The organism is Streptococcus sp. HMSC034E12 (genome assembly GCF_001835915.1).
GTDB lineage: Bacteria > Bacillota > Bacilli > Lactobacillales > Streptococcaceae > Streptococcus > Streptococcus vaginalis.
Map to the genome: position 1 here is coordinate 24,688 of NZ_KV826448.1, position 24,908 is coordinate 49,595.

Sequence of the window (24,908 nt, forward strand, 5' to 3'; positions counted from 1 at the left end):
GAAAAATATTTATAGCGGTGTTCGGTATTATCTCAATAAAGTAACCAAATTGCTCAATGCATCGGCCAATCCATTACTGGTAGATGAAGCGGACTTGCTGAAGCCGGATCAAGAAAAAGCCTTGTTAGCAAAGCTCAAAGATGTTAGCAAACGCCAAAAATGTGATGTCGTTGTCGTGACCGTTAAGAGTCTGGAAGGAAAAAGTGCTCAAGACTTCGCAGATGACTACTTCGACTACAATGGCTACGGTCAAGGAAAAAATCATGATGGGGTGCTTTTCTTAATCAGTATGGCAGAACGGAAGTGGCATATTTCAACGACAGGCTACGGCATCACTGCTTTTACCGATGCTGGCTTAGACTACCTATCAAAGCAGTTCTTGCCTGATTTAAAAGATGGTGACTACAATGCTGCTTTTACAACCTACGCTGAGCAGTGTGATGAATTCCTCACTCAAGCACGAAAAGGGCAGCCTTATGATGTAAAAAAGTCTCCCTAAGGAGCCTTTAAGTTGGTACTGGATTCCTGGAGCATTGGCTATTGGCTTTGGTATCGCCTTTCTCATCGTAACAGGAATGAAAGGTCAGCTCAAATCTGTCTATCATCAAACCGGAGCCACTGATTACATCAAGAAAAATAGTCTCCAGATTACCAATGCTCAAGAATTCTTCCTCTACTCAAATGTAGATAAGAAAGCAAAACTGGAGCCTAGCAGCTCCAGTGATTCTGGGGGTAGTAGCACACATACATCTTCATCAGACAGAAGTCACGGGGGCAGTGGTGGAAGTTTTTAGATGGATAATAGTGGAAGTTAAAAAAGGTCAGGATATTTATGCTAGCCTTTTTATTACACTTCATTTTACAACGGGGCGAATTTTAAAATTTTCAAACGATGTTGTCCACAATAATTTTATTGCTAGTGAAATTCAACGAGGAATGGTAAAAGATATCAATTTGCTTTACATCATTTTCCAAGTCAGAAAGAATATCTTCATTTTTTGCACTTAGATTGTAAATTCAAGTACAAAAAAGTAGCAAACATCTTTCCTTTTATATTTGCATTGAAATCTGCAATGACTTTTGCATAAAAATAGCGTTTGCCTGCTAAACCTAAGACAATCAGCATATTTCCAAGAATTCCCAACATCAAGATTTGCCAGAGAATTTTTAAATTTTTCGTTTGAAAACTATCAATAATCATCCGAACGAGCGTTGGGTTTAAAACTGACTCAATCCATGTCAGCACGATAAACAGAAAGTAAATCGCTAGTAGTTTTTTTGAAATAAATCGTTTCAGCATATTTGATAAGTCCTATCTAAAATACGAATATTTAAAAACTCTCAAAAAGCTGTTTGAGAGTTTTAAGCGCGCCGTAGCAGTTTTTTAATCAAACTGAGAATTTTAAATTTAAGTGGTTGTGGATAATAGCGGAAGGTGCCCATTTTGCGAACAATGTAGCCATTGAAATTTTGCTTGAAACGGAGCACGCCGTCTGAGCCATCGAAAATTCCTGTAATACCAAGAAAATTGTAAAAGGGAATATGTCGCTTGATAGCTTCTTTCATGACATATTCTTGGAGAAGCGCTGGGGCATAAAATTTGTTAAATTCAGGATAGGAACCACTAAAGAGGTAGGTCGCTTCTTGTGGTGTATAGAGGAAGAGGCTGCCAGCAAGCACTTGGTCTTCCATTCCATATTTATCTATCAATTCTTGTGCTCCGGCTTTACGTGTTTCAAAGCTTTCAAATTGGCTGGAGAATTCACGCAGTTGATTGTGTTTTTTCTCTGACTGAGGATTTTTTTCTAAATCCGCTTTTAATTTTTTAATTTTTTGTTTTAGTTTTTCTTGATCATGTTGCAGATGTTGCAGATAATCTTGAAAATTAAGCGTTGCAATCATAAAGTCCGCTTGATTGCCAAAAGCATCGTAGAAATCTTGGTAATAATCCAAAGGTTTGTCACTATATTCACGCCGTTCGGAAGTGGCAGAAGTGATTTCCTTGAAAATATTTAATTCATCTCGCTTCAATTTTTTTAATTGAATGCCGAAAGTATTGGCTTTTTTTACAGTCGATTTACCATTTTTGCTGAAGGATTTGAGCAGATCTTTTTCAGTTAGTTCAGTCAGGTCTTTGACATAGTGCCAATCAGGTTCGCCGCCTGGATAACCTGTCTGCAATCCATCAAATTCATAACCTAAGTCTGTCAACTCTTTTATCAATTCTGTTTTTTCGGGCGAAGTAGGTTGACCATTGCTGTCAAATGTTTGATAAGTTTCATAAGGTTTGATAATTAGCTCTAAAGCACCATTTTCTTTGGCGTAGGTCTTGAGTTCACGGTAAAAAGCTTGTAGGTCGTGAGGATTTGTTGAAACAGGACCGCAATTGATTTCCATGTGCAGTCCGCCTGTCATGGGCATACTGTAGAGCACGGCTGAAACGGTTAATTCACCGTGTTCATCTGTGTGACCGACATATTGGCAAGTAAAACCGCGTTTCGCTAAGAGCATTTCCATTTCTACTGTTTGCATAAAAGAACGTTGAGTGCAAGACGCGCTATGGTTTACAAATTCTTCCTGACTAAGTCGTTTGAATGTCATACGATTCCTTTCTTAGTGTTTGCTGCGGAATTTCTTTCTCAAAGTATAGGCAAGGTTAGAGAGATGATAGAGTGGATTGGTTGGCAAGTTAAACTCACCGACAAACTCTTCAATGGTTGGATTGAACTTGGACTTAAAGTGATAAAGTCCGCCGTCTAAATCATTTTCAACACCACCCATGTTTTGCCAGTTCGCCCCACGGTCAAAGGCGTGCTTTGCTGTTTCATACCAAGTGAGGAGAGCTGGCTGGTAGCGGCGGTATTCTTCATCCATTCCAGCATAGATATTTTCAGAAGTGGCACCATATTCGAGAACCAAAGTTCCAGAGAGAGGAACAATAGTTGCTCCCTGTGCTATTTTTTCTGACAAGAAATCCATTTCTTCTTGCAGTCGTTTTTGTTCTTGCTTATTGTTTTCAATTTTACCAGGTTTAGTTTTTTCAGTGAATTTGCTGGCTTCTTTTTCAGCTTTGGCTTTTTGAGCTTGAAGACTTTCTAGACGCTCATTTAGGTCAATGCTTGCAAGTGTGATATAGGAATGCTCTGGGTAAGTATCAAGGAGTTTTTGATAATAGTCCTTCCCCCGCAAGTGAATACTCTTTCGATTCTCGGTTTTTTTCATCAAAGCAGAGAAATCATCCAAAAGTTCTTTGCCACCAAACTGGACTTGAATGCCTTTGTTTCGTGCAGTGCGAATGGCTTGGCGTGTACTTTTTGATAAAAGTTCTTCGCTGAAATTATCCTTATAAATATTTGCTTGAAAACGTGGCTGAATCGTTTCATCAAGTGATTCTGTTCGCCCCACCCAAATAGCTCCCGCTTTCTGGAGATTTTGAATCACGTCAAGTGTTTCTTGCTGTTCTTTTCTGTTTTCTCCGATTTGAGCCTGCACGAGGAAAAGACTCGGATCAAACTTGATAAAAAGGGCTTTTTTAGTTTTAGCAAATTGTTTCAAGGAAGTCAGGACAAATTGCAGTAATTCTTGATTCTGATAATCCATAATAAGACCGCGAGGAATATAAAGCATAGTCATACCGAGCGGCAAAGGCTTAATGAGAATACTAGCAGAAGCCACTAATTGGTTATTTTTGTAAAAGCCAATTCGTTCATTGTCCCAATTATCTTTGACCTTTGCCCAAGAAGCACTTTGAAGCAAGTTGGTTTGAGAACTTTTCTTAACAAAATCATCGTGTTCTTGAGCAGATATTCCTATTTTATAAGTGTACATTAGTTTAAAACCCACTCTCTAATAGCGTATGCAACGCCGGATTCATCGTTTGATTTGGTGATATATTTGGCAATTTTCTTCAACTCGTCAGTCCCATTTTCCATTACAACAGGATTTCCCACAACTTCTAGCATCGCACGGTCATTTTCTTCATCACCAATTGCCATGGTTTCCTCTTTTGTCAATCCTAATTTTTCCGCTAGATGCACGACTGCAGCCCCTTTATTGACGGATTTTTTGACAATTTCTAAGTAAAAAGGTGCAGATTTCACGAGTGTGTATTTGTCATACAATTCTTTAGGGAGTTTGGCGATTGCTTGATCTAAAATTTCTGGTTCGTCAATATACATGATTTTGACGATTTCTTTGTCTACCATCTCTTCTGGAGTGCGGTAGTAGACTGGCATATTGACCAGTCCGGCTTCGTAAACGGTATATTTTCCAATGTTACGGTTAGCAGTATAAATACCGTCCTTGGTGATAGCGTGCATGTGAACCCCTAATTTGCGACTGAGACATTCAATATCCAAATAATCATCGTAGGTTAGAGTTTCTTTGATATATTCTTCCCCTGTAACTGTATCTTGAACCAGCCCGCCATTGAAGGTAATGACATAATTACCTGGCTCGTTTAGGTGTAACTCTTCAAGTAAATTTCTCACTCCTGGAATGGGGCGTCCAGTTGCAATGACAATCTTTACTCCAGCAGCTTTGGCATCTTGTACAGCAGAAAAAACTTCTGGTGTGACTTCTCTTTTGGTGTTTAATAAGGTTCCGTCAATATCAACGGCAACTAGTTTAATACTCATGTTCGTATGCTTCTCCATATATAAATTGGTCGTTTTTGATATACGACAAGAAAGTTTTACTATTTTCACTAAAAAGTCCAGCTTCTTTCAGCATTTCTTTTGGGAAATAGAAACGGTTGTCGCCGTGCCTTGTGCCTGCTAATGTTTCGACGATAGGGGATAAAGTGGACAACTCCGCGAGACTGCCATCCTTTTGGATAATTTCAATCTGAGTGCGTGGTTTTTCGACATCTGGACGGTAAAAATCATAAGGTAAGTCAAAATTACGATGAATGGCAGTGTAATAATCAGGGTCAAAGCCAACTTCCGCAACTAAGCTCCGCATGACATTCAGATATTTCTCATTTTCTTTTGAAAAAATAATAGATTTAAAGACTTTGCGGTTGATGAAACGCTGTGCTAAGTCAGATAAAATCGTATCAGGACTCGTCATCCAGACCTGAAAATAAGTATTCATCACGCCGTCATCCAGTGCTAGATAATCTTTCAAGGTCACTCGCTTTTCAAAGAAAGGAATGAGGTTGGGAGAAGAGAGTGCAAAATAGTCTTTCTGCTTTTCGTAGAGAAATTTAGCTCGCTTGAGCAAGTTTTGCAAGAGCACTTCCATTGCCCGACTAGCAGGATGAAAATAAACCTGCATATACATCTGGTACCGACTGACGACATAGTCTTCCACGGCATGCATGCCGTGGCGTTTGAAAGCAATGCCATTTTCAACAGGACAAATAACGCGCAAAATCCGTGTTAAATCAAATTGTCCATAAGAAGCGCCTGTATAGTAGGAGTCTCGCAAGAGATAATCCATGCGATCGACATCAATCTGACTGGAAATAAGTTGCACCACCTGTTTGTTTGGATAGGTGTGGTTGATAACGCTGGCTACTTTTTCCGGAAAATCAGGCGAAACTTGAACCAGAACTTTGTTAATCTCTGTTTCAGGGTTTGTGATAATCTGGCGTGTAATTTCCTCGTGGTCGGTATCAAAGAGACGCTCGAAAGTATGTGAATAAGCGCCGTGACCGACATCGTGCAAGAGGGCTGTTGCCATGACAAGTAAGCTTTCATGACAATCCCAAACCTCTGGATATTTTTCGTCAAAGATTTTTGTAATTCGTCTTGAAATTTCATATGCTCCGAGGCAATGCGAAAAACGGCTGTGCTCGCCTCCGTGAAAAGTATAGCCGGAAGTTCCTAACTGTTTAATGCGGCGCAGTCGTTGAAATTCTTTGGTGTTTATTAAATCATAGATGACTTGGTGATCCACATGAATGTAATTGTGGACGGGATCACGAAATACTTTTTCAATCATGGCTCTATTATACCACATCTCGTCTAGCAGTCCAAATAACAAAGTAATCTATAACCTCTGAAAATAGCGATTCAAACTTGCTGTTTTAATTCAAAAATTCTCCCATTCAGAGCTATGGTAAAATAAAAGTATAAGAAAAAATGGGAGAAATATTTTTGATTTTCTGTTAAAATGAAAAAAGAAATAGGAAGACGAGGAAATTTAAAGAGTGAAAATTAGAATCCAAAATCGAATTCAAATGGATGAGCAAGTAGAGCAAATTGACCAAAGTTACGCTGTAGATTGGACTCAAAAGGGCGCTTATCATTATTTATTGTTTAAAAATGAAGAAGGAGAGAAGGTTGTGCTGAAGTTTCATGATGAAGAACTAGTCATGACACGCTTCTCTACTCATAAATCTTTGATGCGGTTTATCAAAGGAGGAGAAGCCTTGATTGGAATTCCCACACCGGTCGGCATACAGCAATTTATCACAAAAACAAGTCATTACCAGGTTGATTTGAAAAAGCAGACACTTGAACTGCATTATCAATTGAGAACACCTGATGGCGGTCGAGCTTTTGCGGATTATCAAATGGAAATTTCGTGGAGGTAGAAAGTGATGGGAAGAATCCTTTTTAGTTTAGTAATAGCGGCTATTTTTATTCTCAGCAGATTTATTTGGTTTTTTATAACAAGACAAAGCTTAATATGTTCTTTGACCTAACAGGGACACTTGTCATAGCGATTATTTTATTTATTGCGTCTTATTCTTTGTTGGGTAAAATAGATAGAAATTGAACTTTTTTTGCTTGAAAAAATTGAAGAATTTGATATAATAAAAACACTCAAGGGAGTAGCTAGCGGGATATCCGTTACAAGGTCGTCAATACGAAAGCAATTTCCGGCCTTGTATGAAACAGCGAGACTTGTTGCAATAAACAGGTCTCTTTTTGTTTGTCAAAAAGGGATCAAAGGAGGAAATATTTTGTCAAAAGAACAAAAACGCCAAGCGTTTTATACGCAAGGTTCGGAGGAAGTTTTAAAAAATTTAGAAACTTCTGAGCAAGGTTTATCAAGCAATGAAGCCGCTAAGCGTTTAGATGAATACGGACGCAATGAACTGGATGAGGGAGAGAAAAAATCCCTTCTGATGAAATTCGTTGAGCAATTTAAGGATTTGATGATTCTTATTTTGCTGATTGCGGCTATTCTTTCGGTTGTGACTTCAGGTGGTGAAGATATTGCAGATGCGATTATTATCCTAGCTGTGGTCATTATTAATGCCATTTTTGGAGTTTACCAAGAAGGTAAGGCAGAAGAAGCAATTGAAGCACTCAAATCTATGTCTAGCCCAGCTGCGCGTGCGCTGCGTGACGGGCATGTGACAAAAGTAGACTCAAAAGAATTGGTCCCTGGAGACATCGTTATGCTGGAAGCAGGTGATGTGGTACCTGCTGACATGCGTCTTTTAGAAGCAAATTCTTTAAAAATTGAAGAAGCGGCTCTGACTGGCGAATCCGTTCCAGTTGAAAAACATCTGACTGTTGATGTAGCTACTGATGCAGGTATTGGCGACCGTATCAATATGGCATTCCAAAATTCAAACGTTACGTATGGACGTGGAATGGGTGTCGTTGCCAATACAGGTATGTTTACAGAAGTCGGTCATATTGCTGGTATGCTCCAAAATGCTGATGAAACAGATACTCCACTCAAGCAAAATCTAAATGGCCTTTCAAAAGTGCTGACCTATGCGATTTTAATCATTGCAGCAATCACTTTTGTGGTCGGCGTATTCGTTCAAGGAAAAGACCCGCTGGGCGAATTGATGACATCAGTCGCACTTGCTGTGGCAGCAATTCCAGAAGGACTTCCTGCTATTGTGACCATTGTCTTGGCACTTGGCACACAAGTTTTGGCGAAGAGAAATTCCATTGTCAGAAAGCTTCCTGCAGTTGAGACGCTTGGCTCTACTGAAATTATTGCTTCTGATAAGACTGGTACATTAACTATGAACAAAATGACAGTTGAAAAAGTCTTTTATGACGGCAGTTTGCATGAAGCAAAACAAGATATTGACCTTGGACTCGACTTGCCATTGCTACGCTCGGTTGTCCTTGCTAATGATACTAAAATTGACCAAGACGGAAAACTCATTGGTGACCCAACAGAAACAGCCTTTGTTCAGTATGCACTTGATAAAGGGTATGATGTTAAAGCTTTCTTAGAGAAATATCCTTGTGTCGCAGAGTTGCCGTTCGATTCTGAACGTAAGCTCATGTCAACCATTCATCCTTTGCCAGATGGTAAATTCTTGGTTGCTGTAAAAGGTGCGCCAGATCAACTTTTAAAACGTTGTGTGGCTCGTGACAAGGCAGGCGATATTGCGCCGATTGATGAGGCAACGACTCAGTTAATTAAGGAAAATAACTCAGGTATGGCTCATCAGGCTCTGCGTGTGTTAGCTGGTGCCTACAAAATTATTGATGAAATTCCAGAAAACTTAACGTCTGAAAATCTTGAAAATGATTTAATATTCACAGGTATGATTGGGATGATTGATCCTGAACGACCAGAAGCTGCTGAAGCTGTTCGAGTGGCTAAAGAAGCGGGTATCCGTCCGATTATGATTACGGGTGATCACCAAGACACAGCGGAGGCTATTGCTAAACGTCTTGGAATTATCAATGATGATAGTAAAGACCATGTCATGACTGGTGCTGAGCTTAACGAATTGTCAGACGAAGAGTTTGAAAAAGTTGTTGGTCAATATTCTGTCTATGCGCGTGTATCTCCTGAGCATAAGGTGCGAATTGTCAAAGCATGGCAACATCAAGGCAAGGTTGTTGCTATGACAGGTGACGGTGTAAATGATGCACCAGCCTTGAAGACAGCCGACATCGGTATCGGAATGGGGATTACAGGGACAGAAGTTTCGAAAGGTGCTTCTGACATGATTCTGGCTGATGATAATTTTGCAACGATTATCGTGGCTGTTGAGGAAGGACGGAAAGTCTTCTCTAACATTCAAAAGACCATTCAATATTTGCTTTCAGCCAATACAGCAGAAGTGTTGACGATTTTCCTTGCAACTCTTTTTGGCTGGGATGTGCTGCAGCCGGTTCATCTTCTCTGGATTAACCTTGTGACAGATACTTTCCCAGCTATTGCACTAGGGGTTGAGCCAGCTGAGCCGGGTGTGATGACGCATAAACCGCGTGGTCGTAAGTCTAGCTTTTTCTCAGGTGGTGTCATGAGTTCGATTATTTATCAAGGGCTTTTGCAAGGTGCTTTGGTACTCGGTGTTTATGCTTATGCTTTGATGAATCCAGTTCATGTTGGTGACATGAGAGCTATTCATGCGGATGCGTTGACCATGTCCTTTGCAACGCTTGGACTAATCCAGCTTTTCCATGCCTTTAATGTAAAATCTGTTTATCAATCACTTCTAACAGTTGGGCCATTCAAATCTAAAACTTTCAACTGGTCTATTCTTGTTTCATTCATTTTATTGGCTTCTACCATTTTGGTTGAGCCACTAGAAGGAATTTTCCATGTAACAAAATTAGACCTCTCACAATGGGCAGCCGTTCTCATTGGAAGTTTCTCCATGATTATCATCGTAGAAATTGTTAAATTTGTTCAACGTAAATTAGGCATGGATAAAAATGCCATTTAAGACATAAAAGTCATCTTCGGGTGGCTTTTTTAATTGTCAAACTATAATAAAAAATTGCCGTGAATACGACAATTTTAAGTCCTTATTACAAGCCATAAATACGAACATCTGGATCTTGTTTCCAAAGTGGTTGAAGTCCAACAAAAACATCATTTTTGAACATATCACTTTGTAGATAATTTTGAGCGTGCTCAACAGAGTCAAAACCATGTAAAACTTGCACATCTTCTGTGCGAATAAGTAAGTTCTTGCTCACAGCCCCTTCGATAGTATCTAGAAATGGCTTGCGATAGTCATTATAAACTTTCGCTACGGCAGGACGACTTTCATCCAGAATATCTAGAGTGATTTGTAAATATGCTTTAACTTGAGACATAGTATTAAGTTCCCTTTCCTTTTATTTGAATTTATTATAAAATAGTGCTATTTTAAATGCAATATGTTACCAAATTAGTGAGTAACTAACTATAAGCAGAAATGCTAGATATTACAGATACTGTTCTCTCTAGAACTTTGAAAGAATTGATGCAAAATAATATGGTAGAAAGACGACAATATAATGAAATCCCTATGCGTGTTACTTATCAGTTAATAGAAAAAGCAGAGTCTGTGATACCAATTTTTGAAACGATATGTCAATGGTCAAAAAAGTATTTAGCGCCTGATGATATTAATAATAGTATTTATGGACAGTTTCCTAAACAGGATGGTGAGTTTTTCATCTTAGCCGAGGAATAAAATGGTAAGAATAAAAGATAGTTTACAGCAGAAGTTACTTGATAATCAAGTGCATTATGAAAGGGAAGAAATTCTTTGGATGTTAGATTATATCGGTCATCCTGATTATAAAATACGAGATGAGTTAATTTTTGTTACTCTAGCTAGAGCCATACAAGAGCAACTATTTACAAAGGAACAGTTTGATTTTGTAGCGATTGAGGCTCTAAAACGACAAGGACTCTTGTATAAAAAAGAAGAGGTTGGTCAAGCGACTCTGACTCGATCTTTTACGGCTTTATTATTCGCTAATTTGCTAAATGCAGATGCTAAGAAAAATTCACTTTATTTTAAAAGACTTTCTAGTCAGCAAAGAATGGCTCTATTTGAACAAGGAATGTCTTATTTGCTGTATGAAAATGATAGGACTGACTATTCTGAAGAATATGGTTGGGTGCATGCCTTTGCTCATGGTGCAGATCTTTTAGTTGAGATTATTTGTCACCCAGATTTTCCTATAACACGAGTAAATGAAGTTCTACAAGTATTAGAAAAGATGTTTAAAAGAGTGAATTGGCGCTTTATCAGTGATGAGGACTGGCGTTTGGCACGAGTCATCTATCAGGCTGTTTTAAATGAAAGACTCTCACAAACCAGAGTTGCAGCTTGGTTAACTTCACTTGACTTTCCACTAGAAAACTCAACAGACTTCTTACAATTTTCTAATGCTCGTTCGTGCTTGTTAGAAGTTTATCTTCAGTTAGACAAAGAAAAAGCTCTATCAGACGAGCTAAGAGAAGCTATTCAGTTGTTTTCGTACTAAATATCAAAAATGATAAGGGCATCTTCTAGTTCTTTTCGGAGGTGCTTTTTCTTATATGATTGGAAAAGAGATAAGTCTTGTACTGCATTATAGCGTTTGTGGAGACGGTACATTTGAGGGATTTTGTATTGAGGATAATCTTCAAAAAATTGCTGAGTCAACTGCCATTCGCGGATGTAACCAAGAGGTCTTGTATGATAGCAGACACCGTCAATCATTCGAGCGGAGTGGCGGTGGTGAAGATGACCAAAGACAACATCTTTCACACCATATTTGACAAAGAGATTATGAAAGGATTGACTACCCAGAAAAGAATTAAAGCGCTGAAAATAAGGGTGATTGTAAAGAAAATCTTTGTGAGGAACAAAATGCATAGCTAGGATAATAGGATCATTCAGAGAAGTCAAAATTCTCTTAAGTTGTTCTAGGGCCTGTTGAGTGAGTATAGGGTCATCAGTGTTGCGGTTCAATCGTCTATCAAACCAGAAAAATTGCTTGGTCCGTTTGTGTTCTTCAGGTGTTTTTTCGGGAACGAAGCCATAGTCATACCAACCTGCTAGGCTAATAAACTGAGTCTGTCCAAATGATTGTACATTGAAATTGTGCTGTTAAATGTCGTCTTCTGTCATTCCTAGCATGTCATGATTGCCTAAATTGTAAGAAACGGAGAAGGATTTTTTGAGCTTTTGTAAAAAAGGCAAACTAATGTGTTCAAAATCATTAGACAGATCCCCTGCAAAGTGAATGTGGTCAACTTTTTTCTTTTTTAGTAAATCAATCAAAATGGTGATGTCTTTATCGGTAAATTGGTTTGAATCCAAATGAAGATCGCTCATAAATGCTAAATTTGTCATGCTCCTAGTGTAGCATATTTGAGGTAAAATGAAAGAAATAAATTTTTCGTCAAAAATCATAGGAAAGTTTAAGTCTTTTGGTGTAAAATAGAAGTAAGTGGAGGTCTACGAATGATAAAATTAGTAGCATTTGACATGGACGGTACATTTCTGCGCTCAGACAATACCTATGATGTGGAGCGCTTTGAGAAAATTTATCGACCATTGCAAGAAAAAGATATAAAAGTAGTCGTCATTTCAGGCAATCAGTATGCCTAACTGGCTTCATTTTTCCCAAAATATCAGGATGAGTTAATTATTGTTTCAGAAAATGGAGCACTAATTTTTGAAGGCGAGAAGTTATTACGAGAAGAAAAAATCGCTAGAACAGAGATTGAAAAGGTTTTAGACGTGCTTGTGTTAGAAGGATTAGAAAATGCGACAACTCTTTGCAGGCTTCATTCTGCTTATTTGATCAAGTCAGCACCCAAACAGTACAAAGAAGAAATTGCAATTTATTATCATGCATTGAAAGAAATCTCTAATTTTCAGGATTTACCAGAAGATGATTTTGTCAAGTTAGCTTTATTGGTGCCAGAAGAAAAAACAGATCAACTCCTTGAAAAGCTAAATCAAGTTACTGGTCAACTCGTTCAGGCAGTTTCAAGTGGACATGGTTCGATTGATATCATCCAAAGAGGTGTTCATAAAGGCTCTGCTCTTGAATTCCTTAGTCAGCATTTTGGTATTGCACTACAGGAGATGATGGCTTTTGGGGACGGTGGAAATGACCTAGAAATGCTAGCTTATGTGGGTCACAGCTATGCGATGGCAATGCTCCTGAAAAGGTCAAGAAAACAGCAAAGTATCAAGCGCCAAGCAATCAAGAATCAGACGTTTTAGAAGTTCTTGAACAAGAGATTGTAACATAACTCATTACATACGCATCATTTTGGTATATCTATCCCCTTAATATTTTTAGCCAGACGGCAACCTATCTAACAATCATGTAACAAAGAACGAAATTTCTTGATTCAGAATTAGAAATTTTATACAATAACTATTATTGGACTCTGTCAGAAATTAGAAAAAAATACTGACTTGTGATATAATAAAACGATATGTGAAAAGAGGTAAGTATGGATATTTCAGAAATTCGTCAAAAAATTGACGCAAATCGCGAAAAATTAGCTTCTTTCAGGGGGTCTCTTTGACTTAGAAGGTCTGGAAGAAGAAATTGCAATCTTAGAAAATAAGATGACAGAACCTGATTTTTGGGATGATAATATTGCGGCGCAAAAAACATCTCAAGAATTAAACGAACTTAAGCAAACCTATGATAACTTCCAGCAAATGGCTGATTTATTTGACGAATCAGAGATTTTGCTTGATTTTCTAGCGGAGGATGATTCTGTACAGGAAGAGTTGGAAGAAAAATTAGCAGAGTTGGAAACAAAAATGACCAGCTATGAAATGACACTCCTCTTGTCGGAACCTTATGATAATAACAATGCTATCCTTGAAATTCATCCAGGCTCTGGTGGAACAGAAGCTCAAGACTGGGGGGATATGTTGCTGCGGATGTATACACGCTTTGGCAATGCTCATGGTTTCAAGGTTGAAGTATTGGACTATCAAGCGGGAGATGAAGCGGGAATTAAGTCTGTTACCTTGTCTTTTGAGGGCCCTCATGCCTATGGTTTGTTGAAGTCTGAAATGGGAGTTCATCGCTTGGTGCGCATTTCGCCATTTGACTCAGCTAATCGTCGTCACACTTCTTTTACTTCAGTGGAAGTCATGCCGGAGTTGGATGACACGATTGAAATTGAGGTGCGAGACGAAGACATCAAGATGGACACTTTCCGTTCCGGTGGTGCTGGCGGGCAAAATGTCAACAAAGTTTCAACCGGTGTTCGTTTAACCCACATACCAACGGGAATTGTGACACAATCCACTGTTGACCGCACACAATATGGAAACCGTGATCGGGCAATGAAATTGCTTCAATCGAAACTCTACCAAATGGAGCAAGAAAAAAAAGCAGCTGAAGTGGATTCCTTAAAGGGAGACAAAAAAGAAATTTCTTGGGGAAGTCAAATCCGCTCTTATGTCTTTACGCCCTATACCATGGTGAAGGATCATCGAACTGGTTATGAAGTAGCCCAAGTTGATAAAGTCATGGATGGCGATTTAGATGGCTTCATCGATGCCTACTTGAAATGGCGGTTAAACTAAACATTAAATTTACGAGAGTGGAATAAACAACCATAATTGCAATGCAATCATGGTTGTTTATTCCACTCCCTCAACTATCTTACGAAAGGAACTCTTAACAATAAATGTCAATTATTGAAATGAGAGATGTTGTCAAAAAATATGACAACGGGACAACAGCCCTGCGTGGTGTGTCCATTGAAGTAGAGCCAGGAGAATTCACCTATATTGTAGGTCCTTCTGGAGCAGGGAAATCAACTTTTATTCGAGTATTGTATCGTGAAGTGAAAGTTGATAAGGGAAGTCTGCAAGTTGCTGGCTTTAATCTTGCTAAAATTAAAAAACGTGATATTCCAATGTTGCGTCGTAATGTTGGCGTCGTTTTCCAAGATTATAAATTGCTACCCAAAAAGACGGTGTATGAAAATATCGCCTACGCTATGGAAGTTATTGGAGAACGCCGTCGGAATATCAAAAAGCGCGTTATGGAAGTGTTGGATTTGGTTGGTTTAAAACACAAAGTCCGTTCATTTCCAAATGAACTCTCAGGAGGGGAGCAGCAGCGAATTGCCATTGCTCGTGCGATTGTGAACAATCCTAAAGTTTTGATTGCCGATGAGCCGACAGGAAATTTGGACCCAGATAATTCGTGGGAAATCATGAATCTACTGGAGCGAATTAACCTGCAAGGGACGACGGTTCTAATGGCGACCCACAATAGCCAAATTGTAAATACTTTGCGTCACCGCGTTATTGCCATCGAAAATGGTCGTGTGGTGCGTGATGAAGCAAAAGGAGAGTACGGATACGATGAATAGTAGATTTTTAAGTCACCTGCTTGAATCGCTCAAAAGTTTGAAGCGAAATGGTTGGATGACAGTTGCTGCAGTCAGCTCCGTGATGATTACACTAGGGTTAGTCGCAATCTTTGTGTCAGTCATTTTAAACACGGCGAAGCTAGCAACAGATATTGAAAATAATGTGCGGGTTATGGTCTATATGCGACCAGATACAGCGGACAATGAAGAGACTATTACAAAAGAAGGTCAAACAGTCAAAAATGAGGACTACCATAAGGTATATGATGCCCTCAACAAAATGTCAAATGTGAAATCAGTAACATTTTCTAGCAAGCAAGAACAATTAAAGAAACTAACAGAAGTCATGGGTAAAGATTGGAAACTCTTTGAAGGAGATGCCAATCCCCTACATGACGCTTATATTGTCGATACAACCGACCCCAAATACGTCACGTCTGTCGCAAACAATGCGAAGAAAGTGGAAGGGGTTTCTGAAGTAGAATACGGTGGAGCCAATACAAAACGTATTTTTGCGTTAGCTAATTTTATCCGTACATGGGGAATTGTAGGAGCGCTCCTCTTAGTCTTTATTGCTGTTTTCTTGATTTCAAATACTATTCGGATTACGATTATTTCACGCAGTCGTGAAATTCAAATCATGCGTCTGGTGGGAGCAAAAAACAGTTACATTCGAGGTCCGTTCTTGTTAGAAGGAGCTTGGATTGGCTTGCTTGGGGCAGTTGTTCCAGCTGGCTTGGTCTATTTTATTTACGAAATGACCTATAAGTCATTTAATCCATCTCTTGCTAGTCAAAATCTTTCAATGATTGTACCCAAAACCTTTATTCCATTGATGATTTCTTTCCTTTTTGTAGTAGGAATTATCATCGGAGCATTTGGCTCGGTTCTCTCAATGAGACGATTCTTGAAAATTTAAAAAAGAAGTGATAATAAAAACCCTATTGAACCCTGACCCGAAAGTTAGACAGAAAAATCTAACTTTCGAGATGCAGTTCATTGAGGGCTTTTTTAATGCAAAAATGGATTAAACATTTTTTCATGAACAATGGTGGTTTGAGGACCATGACCAGGGTAAACATCATAATCAGGCAAGACCAGCAACTCGTTTTTGATGCTAGAAATGAGTTGTTCTATATTTCCAGTATAGAGGTCCGTTCGACCAATTGATTCGCAGAATAAAGCATCGCCAGTTAAAACAAAGTGCTCGTTAGGAAAGATGATTGAAACACCACCGATTGAATGTCCTGGTGTTGGTACGACGTAAAAATAAAAATCATCTAGACTGTAAGGACTATGATAGTCAAAAAAGACATCGGCAGGCTGGAGAATGATGTTATCAATATCTTGGTGGCGAGCTAGTCCAGATAGATTATACTCCGGAGTGTAAAGCCAAGTTGCTTCACTTTCAGCGACATAGACAGGTGGATGTCCAAAATGTTGACGAACTAAATCAACACTCATAATATGATCGTAATGAGTATGGGTCAGCAAAATAGCTGTAATTGGTTTATTGATTTCTTGGATTTTTGCTGCAATTTTATCCCAGTCACTACCTGGATCGACTACGATAAGATGATGCTCATTTTCTAAATAATAAGTATTTTCGTATGCTTGAGCGTTTAAAGTTTTATGAATCGTTATCATGAGAACTCCTTTCACTTCATAGTTTAGCAAAAAATATGAAAAATGACATAAAAGAAATATCAAGCTATTTATCAAGGGAAAATAAGGCGTAAAACGTGATACGAAATAGTTGGATTTATGGTATAATTTTTCTAATATGACACAAGAAAAAAGAAAATATGCTGTGGTGGATTTAGAGGCAACGAGTGCCAGCAGCAACGCAAAGATTATTCAAGTCGGGATTGTGCTGATTGAAAATGGTCAGATTGTTAAAACTTATGAAACCGATGTGAATCCTCATGAGAAGCTGGATTCTCATATTTGCCAATTAACAGGATTGACAGACAAGCGATTGAGCAGGGCGCCAGACTTTTCTCAAGTAGCTCGTGAGATTTATGAGTTGATTGAGGATGCCATTTTTGTGGCTCATAATGTGAAATTTGATGCTAATTTATTAGCAGAAGCCCTCTTTTGGGAAGGATTTGAATTAGTGACTCCGAGGGTAGATACAGTAGAGCTTGCGCAAGTCTTTTTCCCAACGTTTGAAAAATACAATCTAGGAATATTATGTGAACAGTTAGACATTCCTTTGAAACATGCGCATACAGCGCTTGCGGATGCCTCGGCAACGGCTACATTATTTTTAAAAATACAAGAAAAAATCCAAAAACTTCCGAAAGAATTAGTGGAATATTTGTTGAAATTTTCGGATAGTTTGATTTACGAATCACGCTTAGCAATAGAAGATGCTTTTAACCAAATGTCGGACATAACTTTCCACGATTTGATGAAGTGTCAGGGAATTTTTCTTAGAAAAAGTAAAAAAATTCAAAAAGCGCGAAAATTGTCCAAAAATTTCACTCATAACATCAATTTGCTGGATTTAGAGGAGCGAAAAGAACAAGATGAGTTTGCACATGATGTGGAACAGGCTTTAAAAAGTCAGCAACCAAGTTTTTTACAAGCTCAGACAGGTTTAGGCAAGACCTATGGTTACTTGCTCCCTGCTTTGGTTCAAACGAGCAAGCAAATTTTGGTAACGGTTCCTACGAAAGTGTTGCAAGATCAGATTGTGGCAAATGAAGGACAAAAGTTAGAAGAAATCTTTCATGTTTCTGTTCATAGCTTGAAAAGCCCTGCTAATTATTTAAAACTTGACTTCTTTTATGACAGTTTGCAGCAGGTAGATGACAATCGTTTGGTAAATCGTTGCAAGATGTTGCTTTTAGTTTGGCTCACAGAAACGGAATCTGGTGATTTGGATGAAATTAGTCAACGGCATCGCTATCAGACCTATTTTCAACAGGTGCTTCATGATGGCAAATTGAGCAAAAAATCCCTCTTTTATGATGCGGATTTTTGGCAAAAAGGTCAAGAAAAATCGAAATGCAGCCGTGTGTTAGTGACCAATCATGCTTATTTTTTGACGCGGCTAGAAGATGATAAATCTATAGTGGAAGATCGACTTTTGATTGTGGACGAGGCTCAAAAATTGTTTTTAGCTTTGGAAAATCTTTCTCGAAAATCTCTCAATATGACAAAATGCTTGCAGCAAATTCAATCAGAACTTGAAATAGCAGATACCATTTTGAAACGTCGTTTATTAGAAGATATTCAATTTGAGCTGGCTCATGCGGTGGAGCAATTCCAACACTACAAGAAAAATGAGTTAACGAAAGAAACCTGTTTCAAACTCCGACAAGATTTATCAGAGTCAGATCAAAGATCTCTTTCTGACTTACGCACTATTTTTGTCACAAAATACGACCAGTTCTGGTTAAAAGAAGAGCAGTTCGATGATTATCGAGTGACGGTGTTGGAAGCCGCTTGCCTAGAAGTGCTAGATTTTCGAGCTTTGCTGCCTGAAGAAGTTCAAGTCTTATTCGTTTCAGCCACGCTTGAAATCAGTAAAAAAGTGCATTTAGCGCATTTACTTGGTTTTGAAAATGCACCATTTTATCAGTTACCACAAAAGCAGAAACATCAGCAGAAAATATGGTTGGATAAGAATTTTCCAAATGTTGTAGACTTGGATGTGGACACTTATGCAGAATTGATTGTCAAATGGGTTCATAAATTAGCTACTCAGGAAGTTCCACTTCTCGTTTTATTTACATCGAAAGCGTTATTGTTAGCTGTTTCAGAACGCTTGCGCCTGCCTCACTTAGCCCAGTACAAGAATGGTGAAGCGGCTAATATTAAACGTCGTTTTGATAGAGGGGAAACGAGTATTTTACTAGGAGCGGGTAGCTTTTGGGAAGGGACAGATTTTTCTAGTCAGAAACAAATGATTGAAGTTATTACACGGATTCCATTTGACAATCCGAGTGATTTCTTTACGCAGAAGCTCAATCGCAAATTGCGGCAAGAAGGCAAGAATCCTTTTTATGATTATAGTTTACCTGTTGCGATTTTACGCCTAAAACAGGCTTTGGGACGTACAATTCGACATCAAGAGCAGCAGTCAGCAGTCGTCATTTTAGACAATCGCATGTTAACCAAACGTTACGGACGCCAAATTCAGACAGCCTTGGAAAAAATTGCTCCAATATCCGTCACAAGTATGAAAAAAATTCCAAAAGAAATCGAGCAATTTTTGAGGAAGAAATCTCCTTAACGTCAGCAGAGTAGAAGACTCAGTTAAAATGTAAACTGAGTTTTTTTGATAAAAGTACGAATTTCCTCCGCTGCTAGTTTTAAATTTTGTTATAATAGAAACAAAAAAGAAAGAAGGTTCAATATGTATCAAAAATATCTTCCAGGAGTTGGTTTTGCTTTTGTACTAGCAGCAGTAGCAACTGTCTTGGGAAATTTCTTTCCCTTGATTGGCTCTAGTGTTTTTGCCATTCTTTTGGGAATTTTAGCCAATAATCTTTTTCAGATAAAGAAGATTTATCATGCTGGTCTAGCTTATTCAGGTAAGAAATTACTACAGTATTCCATTATTTTACTGGGGTTTAGTATGTCTATTGGTCGGGTTTCTGCTACAGGCATCTCCTCTTTAAAAATTAGCATTTTAACTATACTGATTGCTTTTATTTCAGCTTATGTGGTAGGACGTCTGTTGGGAATGGGCAAAGTTCTAACCACTTTAATTGGATTTGGAACGGCTATTTGTGGTGGTTCTGCCATTGCAGCAGCTTCGCCGATTTTAGAAGCAAAAGATGAAGACATCGCTTTATCTATTTCAACAATTTTTTTCTTTAACATTTTAGCGGTCTTTATTTTCCCATTTTTAGGGCATCTGATGCATATGAATAATGCAACTTTTGGAACTTGGGCAGGAACAGCTATCAATGATACGTCATCTGTTGTAGCAGCGGGCTACACTTACAGTCAGTCAGCAGGAGATTTAGCAACGATTGTGAAGCTCAGTCGTGCTTTAATGATTGTACCAGCTTGTCTCATCTTTGCAGGAGTCCGATATGTACGCTCACAAAACAGTCATCAAAAAGTCGATTTAAAGAAAATTTTCCCTTGGTTTATTTTGTGGTTTGTTGTGGCGTCTATTGTTACTAGTGTTGGGATTTTTCCAAGTTCGCTCGTTCCTGCAACGAAGTTCTTGTCACAGTGGCTCATGGCAATGGCTCTTGCTGGAATTGGTGCAAGAGTATCCTTTGGGCAATTTAGAAAAGCAGGCGCAGCGCCGTTGTTGACAGGAGCATTTGCTTGGTTTGCAGTTGCTGTATCTAGCTTAATTATTCAATACTTTTTCTCGTAAAAGTGCTTTAAAAGTGACTGACATTTATTACGTATGTTGGAGGAGATATGCCTTATCAAAAACGCTCGATTGATTCACGAGTGGATTATAGTTTAATATTACCGGTATTTTGTTTGCTTTTTATTGGTGTTGTAGCTATTTATATCGCTGTTAGTCATGATTATCCAAAAAATGTTTGGCCAATTGTAGGGCAGCAGATTGCTTGGATTGCTCTGGGAACGGTCATCAGTCTGGTTATCATGCTATTTAATACAAAATTTCTTTGGCAAATAACGCCATACTTATATGTGTTCGGATTGGCATTGATGGTGCTCCCGCTTATTTTTTATAGTTCAGAACTAGTCGCTTCGACAGGAGCAAAAAACTGGGTGACTATAGGACATGTGACCTTGTTTCAACCATCTGAATTCATGAAAATTTCTTATATTCTTATGCTATCGCGAGCTGTTGTTCATTTTTTACAGCGTTATAAAGATAGAGAGCGAAAGGTTCAATTGGACTTCTTCCTGATTTTTGAACTAGCCCTTTATACTTTACCCGTTCTGATTTTGTTGGCATTGCAGAGTGACTTAGGGACAGCTTTAGTTTTTATTGCCATCTTTTCAGGAATTGTCCTTTTGTCAGGTGTATCTTGGAAAATTATTGTACCAGTTGCTTTGACCGTTCTGGTTGTAGGTGGCGGCTTTTTACTTATCTTCATTTCAAAAGATGGGCGAGCTTTTTTGCACCAAATTGGGATGCCAACCTATCAGATCAACCGTATTTTGGCTTGGCTGAATCCGTTTGACTACGCTCAAACCACTACTTATCAACAGGCACAAGGTCAAATAGCAATTGGTAGTGGTGGTCTCTGGGGACAAGGGTTTAATGTATCCAATCTATTGGTGCCTGTACGTGAAAGTGATATGATTTTTACTGTCATTGCAGAAGATTTTGGTTTTGTCGGTGCAACGATTGTGATTGCCTTGTACTTGCTATTGATTTATCGTATGTTAAAAATTACGCTGAAATCAAATAATCAATTTTACACCTATATTTCTACTGGTTTTATCATGATGTTACTCTTTCATATTTTTGAAAATATCGGAGCAGTGACGGGAATTTTGCCTTTAACAGGAATCCCACTTCCATTCATTTCTCAAGGTGGTTCTTCGATTATTAGTAATTTAATTGGTGTCGGACTCTTGCTTTCGATAAGTTATCAAAATAATCTCTCAGATGAGAAACGCTCACATTATCCTACAAGGCGTAAAAAAGTAGTATTAAAACAATTAAAATAAAGGAGAAGAAGTATGACAAAAGTAGCTGTTATGTTAGCCAATGGCTTTGAAGAAATTGAAGCATTGACGGTTGTGGATGTTCTTCGCCGTGCAGGAATCCTATGTGACATGATTGGCTTTGAAAAAGCGGTAACAGGTTCTCACGGTATCGCAGTTCAAGCAGATAAAGTTTGGGCTGGAAAGTTAGATGATTATGAAGTGGTGATACTGCCGGGAGGAATGCCTGGTGCGACAAATTTGCGAGATGATGATCGTTTGATGTCAGCTCTACAGAAGATGCAAGAAGAAGGTAAGTGGATAGCAGCCATTTGCGCAGCACCGATTGCACTCAATCGTGCAGGAGTCTTAAAGAACAAACAATTTACCTGTTATGATGGTATCGAGTCAGATATTGATTCTGGTACTTATATCAAGCAAACAGTTGTTGTTGATGGGAAAGTGATTACCAGCCGAGGTCCCGCAACTGCTCTAACTTTTGCTTATGAGTTGGTTCATCAGTTAGGTGGAGATAGTGAGCAGCTTGCAACTGCGATGCTTTACAATGAGGTCTATGGTAATTGATTTTCTGGGATACTGAAACTTATTTGGAATTAACCAAGTAAGTTTTTTTATGGGAATTCATATCTAAAATAAGCTATCCTATCCCTTTTTACCGCCATTTTTTACAAAAATATGTTATAATAAAGAATATGGATTATCAAGATTATATTTGGGATTTAGGAGGAACTCTCCTCGATAATTATGAGACTTCAACGGCTGCTTTTGTAGAAACATTAGCCAGTTTTGGTATTCAAGCTGCCCATGATGATGTTTACAAGGCGCTAAAGATTTCAACTCCTTATGCAATTGCTCAATTTGCGCCCAACATTCCTGCATTTTTACAAACTTATAAAGTGAATGAAGCAAGAGAGTTAGCTCATCCAGTATTATTTGAAGGTGCTGCAGACTTGCTCAGAAATATCGTTGTACAAGGAGGGCGTAATTTTCTGATTTCTCATCGGAATGATCAGGTTTTAGAGATTCTTGATAAAACAGGGATTTCAGGCTACTTTACAGAAGTGGTGACTTCTAATCGTGGTTTTAAGAGAAAGCCAAATCCTGAGTCAATGCTGTATTTAAAAGATAAGTATCAGATTGAGAATGGGTTAGTCATCGGAGATCGCTCAATTGACACAGAAGCGGGTCAATCAGCTGGCTTTGCAACTTATCTCTTTGATGATATGAAAAATCTCAAGAAATTTATAAAAATATAGAAAAGGAATCGTATGTCAGAAGAGAATAAAGAACTGCAAGCACAGGATTATGATGCCAGTCAAATTCAGGTTTTAGAAGGTTTGGAAGCTGTCCGAATGCGTCCAGGGATGTATATTGGCTCAACTTCAAAAGAAGGACTGCATCATCTTGTTTGGGAAATTGTAGATAACTCAATTGATGAGGCATTAGCTGGTTTTGCAACACATATTCAAGTGTTTATTGAGAAAGACAATTCGATTACCGTTGTTGATGACGGTCGTGGAATCCCTGTAGATATTCAAGAAAAAACAGGTCGTCCTGCGGTAGAAACTGTCTTTACCATTCTTCATGCTGGAGGAAAATTCGGCGGTGGCGGGTACAAGGTATCTGGAGGATTGCATGGTGTTGGATCTTCTGTGGTTAATGCTCTTTCTACTCAACTTGATGTTCGGGTTTACAAGAACGGTCAGATTCATTTTCAAGAATACCGTCGCGGACACGTCGTAGCGGATCTGGAGATTATCGGCGAGACTGATCGCACAGGAACAACTGTTCATTTTACACCAGACCCAGAAATCTTCACAGAAACGGTTGAATTTGATTTTGAAAAATTAAACAAACGGGTGCAAGAACTAGCATTCTTGAATCGTGGTCTGCGAATTTCTATTACCGATAAACGGGAAGGTTTGGAGCAAACAAAAGATTACCATTATGAAGGTGGGATTGCCAGCTACGTCCAATATATCAATGAAAATAAAGATGTTATCTTTGAAAATCCGATTTATACAGACGGAGAAATGGATGATATTACTGTTGAAGTAGCTATGCAGTATACAACAGGCTATCACGAAACTGTCATGAGTTTTGCTAACAACATCCATACTCATGAAGGCGGGACGCATGAACAAGGTTTTCGTACAGCGCTCACACGTGTCATCAATGACTATGCCAAGAAAAATAAACTTTTGAAAGAAAATGAAGACAACCTGACTGGTGAAGATGTCCGTGAAGGATTAACAGCTGTTATCTCTGTAAAACATCCTAACCCACAGTTTGAAGGACAAACAAAGACGAAGCTTGGAAATAGTGAAGTTGTTAAAATTACTAATCGTCTCTTTAGCGAAGCTTTCTCAGATTTCCTTTTGGAAAATCCTGCGGTTGCTAAGAAAATCGTTGAAAAGGGAATTTTGGCGTCCAAGGCTCGGATTGCAGCTAAACGTGCACGTGAAGTGACCCGCAAGAAATCAGGTCTTGAAATTTCAAATCTACCTGGTAAATTGGCAGATTGCTCTTCTAATGATCCGCATGAAACAGAATTGTTTATCGTGGAAGGAGATTCAGCAGGTGGTTCAGCGAAATCTGGTCGAAATCGGGAGTTTCAGGCTATTTTGCCAATTCGCGGTAAGATTTTAAATGTTGAAAAAGCCAGCATGGATAAAATTTTAGCCAATGAAGAAATTCGTAGTCTCTTTACCGCAATGGGAACAGGTTTTGGAGCAGATTTTGATGTGAGCAAGGCTCGTTATCAAAAATTAGTCATTATGACCGATGCCGATGTTGATGGTGCGCATATCCGAACCCTTCTTTTGACATTGATTTATCGTTATATGAAGCCTGTTTTAGAAGCGGGGTATGTCTATATTGCTCAACCGCCTATTTATGGTGTGAAAGTCGGCAGTGAAGTGAAAGAATACATCCAGCCCGGAGCCAATCAAGAAGAAGAGCTACAGTTGGCATTGGAGCGTTATTCTGAAGGGCGTTCTAAACCAAGTATTCAACGTTACAAAGGCTTGGGAGAAATGGACGACCACCAACTTTGGGAAACAACGATGAACCCAGAACATCGCTTAATGGCGCGTGTCTCAGTCGATGATGCAGCAGAAGCGGACAAGATTTTTGATATGCTAATGGGGGACCGTGTAGAACCTCGTCGTGAATTTATCGAAGAGAACGCCGTATACAGTACATTGGACGTTTAAAAAAATCTGAAAAAATTCACATTTACCAAGAAAATTATGATATAATAATCATGATTA

The 24,908-nt window shown here is 38.7% G+C and carries 22 protein-coding genes and 2 pseudogenes; 16 read left to right on the plus strand and 8 right to left on the minus strand.

The window, feature by feature from the left end; all coding sequences use genetic code 11:
- Positions 1 to 49: 49 nt before the first annotated feature.
- The gene (locus HMPREF2574_RS10910) at positions 50 to 499 is read left to right on the plus strand and encodes a TPM domain-containing protein (protein ID WP_224784983.1); all 450 of its coding nucleotides are present in this window, start codon (positions 50 to 52) and stop codon (positions 497 to 499) included.
- A gap of 34 nt (positions 500 to 533) precedes the next feature.
- Complete coding sequence (locus HMPREF2574_RS10915; RefSeq protein WP_224783671.1) at positions 534 to 794, plus strand: hypothetical protein; 261 nt, start codon at positions 534 to 536, stop codon at positions 792 to 794.
- Between the two features lie 197 nt (positions 795 to 991).
- Here HMPREF2574_RS10915 and HMPREF2574_RS06185 read toward each other — a convergent pair whose 3' ends face one another.
- The 5 genes from HMPREF2574_RS06185 to HMPREF2574_RS06205 all read right to left on the minus strand — a co-directional run bounded on the left by HMPREF2574_RS06185 (position 992) and on the right by HMPREF2574_RS06205 (position 5,946).
- Positions 992 to 1,300 (minus strand): ABC transporter ATP-binding protein, encoded by a 309-nt coding sequence (locus tag HMPREF2574_RS06185; RefSeq protein ID WP_224784982.1) that lies wholly within the window; start codon positions 1,298 to 1,300, stop codon positions 992 to 994.
- Positions 1,301 to 1,362: 62 nt separating this feature from the next.
- Positions 1,363 to 2,601 (minus strand): aminoacyltransferase, encoded by a 1,239-nt coding sequence (locus tag HMPREF2574_RS06190; RefSeq protein WP_070812308.1) that lies wholly within the window; start codon positions 2,599 to 2,601, stop codon positions 1,363 to 1,365.
- Positions 2,602 to 2,613: 12 nt separating this feature from the next.
- Positions 2,614 to 3,828: an aminoacyltransferase gene (locus tag HMPREF2574_RS06195; RefSeq protein ID WP_070241595.1), complete on the minus strand. Its 1,215-nt coding sequence runs from the start codon at positions 3,826 to 3,828 to the stop codon at positions 2,614 to 2,616.
- Positions 3,828 to 4,637 (minus strand): sugar-phosphatase, encoded by an 810-nt coding sequence (yidA, locus tag HMPREF2574_RS06200; RefSeq protein ID WP_024051939.1) that lies wholly within the window; start codon positions 4,635 to 4,637, stop codon positions 3,828 to 3,830. Before yidA ends, HMPREF2574_RS06195 begins: the two co-directional genes overlap by 1 nt.
- The gene (locus HMPREF2574_RS06205; RefSeq protein WP_042753997.1) at positions 4,627 to 5,946 is read right to left on the minus strand and encodes an HD domain-containing protein; all 1,320 of its coding nucleotides are present in this window, start codon (positions 5,944 to 5,946) and stop codon (positions 4,627 to 4,629) included. Before HMPREF2574_RS06205 ends, yidA begins: the two co-directional genes overlap by 11 nt.
- 208 nt (positions 5,947 to 6,154) lie before the next feature.
- On the opposite strand from HMPREF2574_RS06205, the gene HMPREF2574_RS06210 reads away from it, so the two are divergent.
- Positions 6,155 to 6,541 (plus strand): YwiB family protein, encoded by a 387-nt coding sequence (locus tag HMPREF2574_RS06210; protein WP_024051937.1) that lies wholly within the window; start codon positions 6,155 to 6,157, stop codon positions 6,539 to 6,541.
- Between the two features lie 372 nt (positions 6,542 to 6,913).
- On the plus strand, positions 6,914 to 9,607 hold the full coding sequence (locus HMPREF2574_RS06215; protein ID WP_070812309.1) for a cation-translocating P-type ATPase: 2,694 nt from the start codon (positions 6,914 to 6,916) through the stop codon (positions 9,605 to 9,607).
- Between the two features lie 85 nt (positions 9,608 to 9,692).
- Here HMPREF2574_RS06215 and HMPREF2574_RS06220 read toward each other — a convergent pair whose 3' ends face one another.
- The gene (locus HMPREF2574_RS06220; RefSeq protein WP_070812310.1) at positions 9,693 to 9,983 is read right to left on the minus strand and encodes a hypothetical protein; all 291 of its coding nucleotides are present in this window, start codon (positions 9,981 to 9,983) and stop codon (positions 9,693 to 9,695) included.
- Between the two features lie 101 nt (positions 9,984 to 10,084).
- Between HMPREF2574_RS06220 and HMPREF2574_RS06225 the strand changes: the two genes are divergently transcribed.
- Both HMPREF2574_RS06225 and HMPREF2574_RS06230 read left to right on the plus strand, forming a co-directional pair.
- Positions 10,085 to 10,345, plus strand: a complete 261-nt coding sequence (locus HMPREF2574_RS06225; protein WP_024051934.1) for a winged helix-turn-helix transcriptional regulator — start codon at positions 10,085 to 10,087, stop codon at positions 10,343 to 10,345.
- A 1-nt stretch (position 10,346) separates the two neighbouring features.
- A complete protein-coding gene (locus HMPREF2574_RS06230; RefSeq protein ID WP_024051933.1) occupies positions 10,347 to 11,147 on the plus strand; it encodes a DUF2785 domain-containing protein in 801 nt (266 codons plus the stop codon).
- Here HMPREF2574_RS06230 and HMPREF2574_RS06235 read toward each other — a convergent pair.
- A pseudogene (locus HMPREF2574_RS06235) lies at positions 11,144 to 12,001 on the minus strand (metallophosphoesterase). The gene HMPREF2574_RS06230 and the pseudogene HMPREF2574_RS06235 overlap by 4 nt on opposite strands.
- Before the next feature lie 135 nt (positions 12,002 to 12,136).
- Between HMPREF2574_RS06235 and HMPREF2574_RS06240 the strand changes: the two are divergent.
- The 4 genes and pseudogenes from HMPREF2574_RS06240 to ftsX all read left to right on the plus strand — a co-directional run bounded on the left by HMPREF2574_RS06240 (position 12,137) and on the right by ftsX (position 15,931).
- A pseudogene (locus HMPREF2574_RS06240) lies at positions 12,137 to 12,883 on the plus strand (Cof-type HAD-IIB family hydrolase).
- Positions 12,884 to 13,119: 236 nt separating this feature from the next.
- Positions 13,120 to 14,215 (plus strand): peptide chain release factor 2 gene (gene prfB, locus HMPREF2574_RS06245; protein ID WP_101749654.1). Its coding sequence is split into 2 segments (ribosomal slippage): positions 13,120 to 13,191 and positions 13,193 to 14,215, totalling 1,095 coding nucleotides; the frame shifts between segments, so codons are not numbered across the junction.
- Positions 14,216 to 14,319: 104 nt separating this feature from the next.
- A complete protein-coding gene (gene ftsE / locus HMPREF2574_RS06250) occupies positions 14,320 to 15,012 on the plus strand; it encodes a cell division ATP-binding protein FtsE (RefSeq protein ID WP_070654347.1) in 693 nt (230 codons plus the stop codon).
- A complete protein-coding gene (gene ftsX, locus HMPREF2574_RS06255) occupies positions 15,005 to 15,931 on the plus strand; it encodes a permease-like cell division protein FtsX (protein WP_024051927.1) in 927 nt (308 codons plus the stop codon). Before ftsE ends, ftsX begins: the two co-directional genes overlap by 8 nt.
- Before the next feature lie 92 nt (positions 15,932 to 16,023).
- Here the strand turns inward: ftsX and HMPREF2574_RS06260 are convergent, their stop codons facing one another.
- Complete coding sequence (locus tag HMPREF2574_RS06260; protein WP_024051926.1) at positions 16,024 to 16,659, minus strand: MBL fold metallo-hydrolase; 636 nt, start codon at positions 16,657 to 16,659, stop codon at positions 16,024 to 16,026.
- A 136-nt stretch (positions 16,660 to 16,795) separates the two neighbouring features.
- On the opposite strand from HMPREF2574_RS06260, the gene HMPREF2574_RS06265 reads away from it, so the two are divergent.
- From HMPREF2574_RS06265 to gyrB, 6 genes are all read left to right on the plus strand, one after another.
- Positions 16,796 to 19,255 (plus strand): bifunctional DnaQ family exonuclease/ATP-dependent helicase, encoded by a 2,460-nt coding sequence (locus HMPREF2574_RS06265; protein WP_070654348.1) that lies wholly within the window; start codon positions 16,796 to 16,798, stop codon positions 19,253 to 19,255.
- A 123-nt stretch (positions 19,256 to 19,378) separates the two neighbouring features.
- Positions 19,379 to 20,359: a YeiH family protein gene (locus HMPREF2574_RS06270; protein ID WP_006267241.1), complete on the plus strand. Its 981-nt coding sequence runs from the start codon at positions 19,379 to 19,381 to the stop codon at positions 20,357 to 20,359.
- A gap of 47 nt (positions 20,360 to 20,406) precedes the next feature.
- Positions 20,407 to 21,639, plus strand: a complete 1,233-nt coding sequence (locus tag HMPREF2574_RS06275) for an FtsW/RodA/SpoVE family cell cycle protein (RefSeq protein WP_070812311.1) — start codon at positions 20,407 to 20,409, stop codon at positions 21,637 to 21,639.
- Positions 21,640 to 21,651: 12 nt separating this feature from the next.
- Positions 21,652 to 22,200 (plus strand): DJ-1 family glyoxalase III, encoded by a 549-nt coding sequence (locus HMPREF2574_RS06280; protein WP_070812312.1) that lies wholly within the window; start codon positions 21,652 to 21,654, stop codon positions 22,198 to 22,200.
- 128 nt (positions 22,201 to 22,328) lie between these two features.
- Positions 22,329 to 22,892: an HAD-IA family hydrolase gene (locus HMPREF2574_RS06285; protein ID WP_024051922.1), complete on the plus strand. Its 564-nt coding sequence runs from the start codon at positions 22,329 to 22,331 to the stop codon at positions 22,890 to 22,892.
- A gap of 12 nt (positions 22,893 to 22,904) precedes the next feature.
- The gene (gene gyrB, locus HMPREF2574_RS06290; protein ID WP_003025329.1) at positions 22,905 to 24,851 is read left to right on the plus strand and encodes a DNA topoisomerase (ATP-hydrolyzing) subunit B; all 1,947 of its coding nucleotides are present in this window, start codon (positions 22,905 to 22,907) and stop codon (positions 24,849 to 24,851) included.
- Positions 24,852 to 24,908: the final 57 nt, after the last annotated feature.